Below are 2,471 nucleotides of genomic sequence, written 5' to 3'. Positions count from 1 at the left end.
ATCCGCTGCTCCCAGATTGCGGATGTGCTGGAGTATGTACACACAGGCTATATCATGGATGCACCCCTGAATAACAGACACTGTGAATACGCCCTGAACCTTCTGGATGTGGTGAACCGTTTCAAAGGCGGTGATATCGGAACCCGCTTCAGTCCCGAGATGAGAACAGCCCTGATCCTGACAGGAGAGACGATTGATCCATCCGACTTCTCTGCTGTGGAAAAGAAGAAGGACCGGTATAAAGTTCTGCTGGATCGTATAAAAAACGACCTCCAGGGTCTGTCTTTGGATATAGAAGAATTTTTGTAACCCCTCAGCGACGAATCCTCAGTCAGGATTAGCAAGCGATCGGACCATAGGGTCTTTCTGCTCAACCAGTTCATCAGTCACCATAATACCGTATATCTTGGCAGTCACGATGGAGGTGCCTCCCAGCCCGAAAACCAGAAAAACAGATCTATTTTTCATCCAGCATATCGACGTTTTCTCTATATGCTGGATATTTTGTTGCTTTTTTCTGTTCTTCAGCTTATTATTTGTTCTGTAAATGAGTCATCTGATACATAAGGAATAAACATGCTATGGAGAAGATTCTTTATCAGACAGCACAGCCTTATTATACAACCCCTTATCTGCTCAGTTTATATTCTGATTATTTGTCCCCAAGGGATAAAATCAGTACTATCCTGAAAAACGGGGACCTGGTACATGTGAAGCAGGGACTGTATGTGCTTGGTGACAGTTATGATAAGTATTATTCCCGGGAAGTATTATCCGGAATGATCTACGGGCCTTCAGCAATCTCACTGGAATATGCTTTGTCCTATCATGGCCTAATTCCGGAGAGGGTCGAAGAACTGACTTGCATCTGCTTTAAAAAGGAGAAGCGATTTAATACACCTGTTGGAAGGTTCAGCTATAAATATATCTCCTCAGAAAAATATACCTGTGGAATCAAGTACCATAAAACAGATCTTGGGAATTTTTTCATGGCTACTCCGGAAAAGGCCCTTTGCGACAAAGTGTACTTCAGCGTCCTTAATAAAGAGCAGGATATGTCTAGCTACTTATTGGATGAGCTGAGGATTGACAGGGATCAATTGAGAAAACTTGATCTCATAGAAATAGAAAGATTGGCATCCATTTATAAGAGAAAAACCTGCCATTATTTAGTGGAGACTATATCGCGGCTCCAGAATGAAGAGGATTGAAGATCATGCATCAAGCCATTTCTGAAATGATGAAACCTTATAATTGCCAGACAGCTTCGGATTACAAGAATGCCCTGAAAGAAATAATCCAACAGATTACCCTGCTTGGTTTATCAAGACAGGGGTTTTTCAATAAAGCAGCCTTTTACGGTGGAACAGCTTTAAGAATTGGGCATGGGCTGAATAGATTTTCAGAAGATATGGACTTCACACTTTTATATCCAGATACAGACTTTTCTCTGGAAAAATATCTAAAAGGTATTGTGGTGGAGTTGAAAGCCTATGAATTGGATTTCTCAGCCCAAAAAATTGAAAAGAACAGAAAGACTCCCATTGAGTCAGCATTCATCAAAGGGAATACACTCTCTATACTGATATCCATCACAGAAAAAAGGCTTACTGCTTCGGGTACACATAAGAATGAGCTGTTAAAAATCAAACTCGAAATTGATACTCTTCCCCCTGCCCCCGCCGGTATGTCTGAAACTTTGTTTCTTACAAATCCGATTCCATTCAGTTACAGAATCCTAAAGCTGGAATCCCTCTTTTCTGGCAAACTGCATGCCATTCTTTGTCGTGATTATCCCAGTGGGCGCGTCAAAGGAAGGGATTTTTACGACTTGATCTGGTACGTTAATAAAAAGATTTCCCCCGATCTACTTTACCTGGAAGCCAAACTGAAGCAAAGCGGCCATTTTGACAAGAAAATGACCTTAACGAAAGAAATAATGAGAATAATGGTTCAGGAAAAGATCCTGAAAGTGGACTTCGATGATGCGAAAAAAGATGTGGCTCCATTTATTAAAGATCCTTTTGAGTTGGATTTGTGGTCCGTTGATTTTTTTACTTCACTCCTCCAAACAATGGCATAAGAAAATAGACACATCCCCGGATGGATTCCTCGGCTATGCAGAGAATCCCCAAACCCTGTAAGATAACCCTGATGACAGACCCCGCAGTAATACTACAGAAACAGTTTGGATACGACTCTTTCCGCCCCAACCAGAAGGATATCATCGATGCCGTACTGGAGGGTAAAGATGTCTTTGCCTCCATGCCCACAGGAGGTGGAAAATCGATCTGTTATCAGATCCCCGCCCTTTGTATGGACGGTCTCACCCTGGTGATCAGCCCCCTCATTGCCCTGATGAAAGACCAGGTGGACGCCGCCGTGGAATCGGGAATCCAGGCGGCTTTTATCAACAGCACCCTCAAAGCCGGAGAAGCGGCTTCCGTCTATGCACGTTTATACAGTGGTGA

5 protein-coding genes are annotated in these 2,471 nt (G+C 42.9%); 4 read left to right on the top strand and 1 reads right to left on the bottom strand.

Annotation, left to right across the window (positions count from 1 at the left end):
* A partial coding sequence (locus tag PF479_RS13860; protein WP_298007616.1) for a hypothetical protein occupies positions 1 to 309 on the top strand: 309 nt, incomplete at its 5' end.
* Positions 310 to 327: 18 nt separating this feature from the next.
* On the opposite strand, the gene PF479_RS13855 is transcribed toward PF479_RS13860, so the two are convergent.
* Positions 328 to 468 carry a hypothetical protein gene (locus PF479_RS13855; RefSeq protein ID WP_298007614.1) on the bottom strand — a complete coding sequence of 47 codons (141 nt, stop codon included), beginning with the start codon at positions 466 to 468 and terminating at the stop codon, positions 328 to 330.
* A gap of 242 nt (positions 469 to 710) precedes the next feature.
* Here PF479_RS13855 and PF479_RS13850 point away from each other — a divergent pair, with 242 nt between their 5' ends.
* From PF479_RS13850 to PF479_RS13840, 3 genes are all read left to right on the top strand, one after another.
* The gene (locus tag PF479_RS13850) at positions 711 to 1,211 is read left to right on the top strand and encodes a hypothetical protein (RefSeq protein WP_298007612.1); all 501 of its coding nucleotides are present in this window, start codon (positions 711 to 713) and stop codon (positions 1,209 to 1,211) included.
* A gap of 5 nt (positions 1,212 to 1,216) precedes the next feature.
* Positions 1,217 to 2,083, top strand: coding sequence for a nucleotidyl transferase AbiEii/AbiGii toxin family protein (locus tag PF479_RS13845; protein ID WP_298007610.1), 867 nt, complete (start codon positions 1,217 to 1,219; stop codon positions 2,081 to 2,083).
* Between the two features lie 35 nt (positions 2,084 to 2,118).
* Positions 2,119 to 2,471 (top strand): DEAD/DEAH box helicase (locus PF479_RS13840; protein ID WP_298007608.1); only part of this gene is annotated, 353 nt, incomplete at its 3' end.

Origin of the sequence: Oceanispirochaeta sp., assembly GCF_027859075.1 — a bacterium.
In the GTDB taxonomy this organism is placed as follows: Bacteria; Spirochaetota; Spirochaetia; order DSM-2461; family DSM-2461; genus Oceanispirochaeta.
The sequence above is the reverse complement of the archived record's forward strand: the minus strand, read 5'-3'. Positions and strand labels throughout refer to the sequence as shown.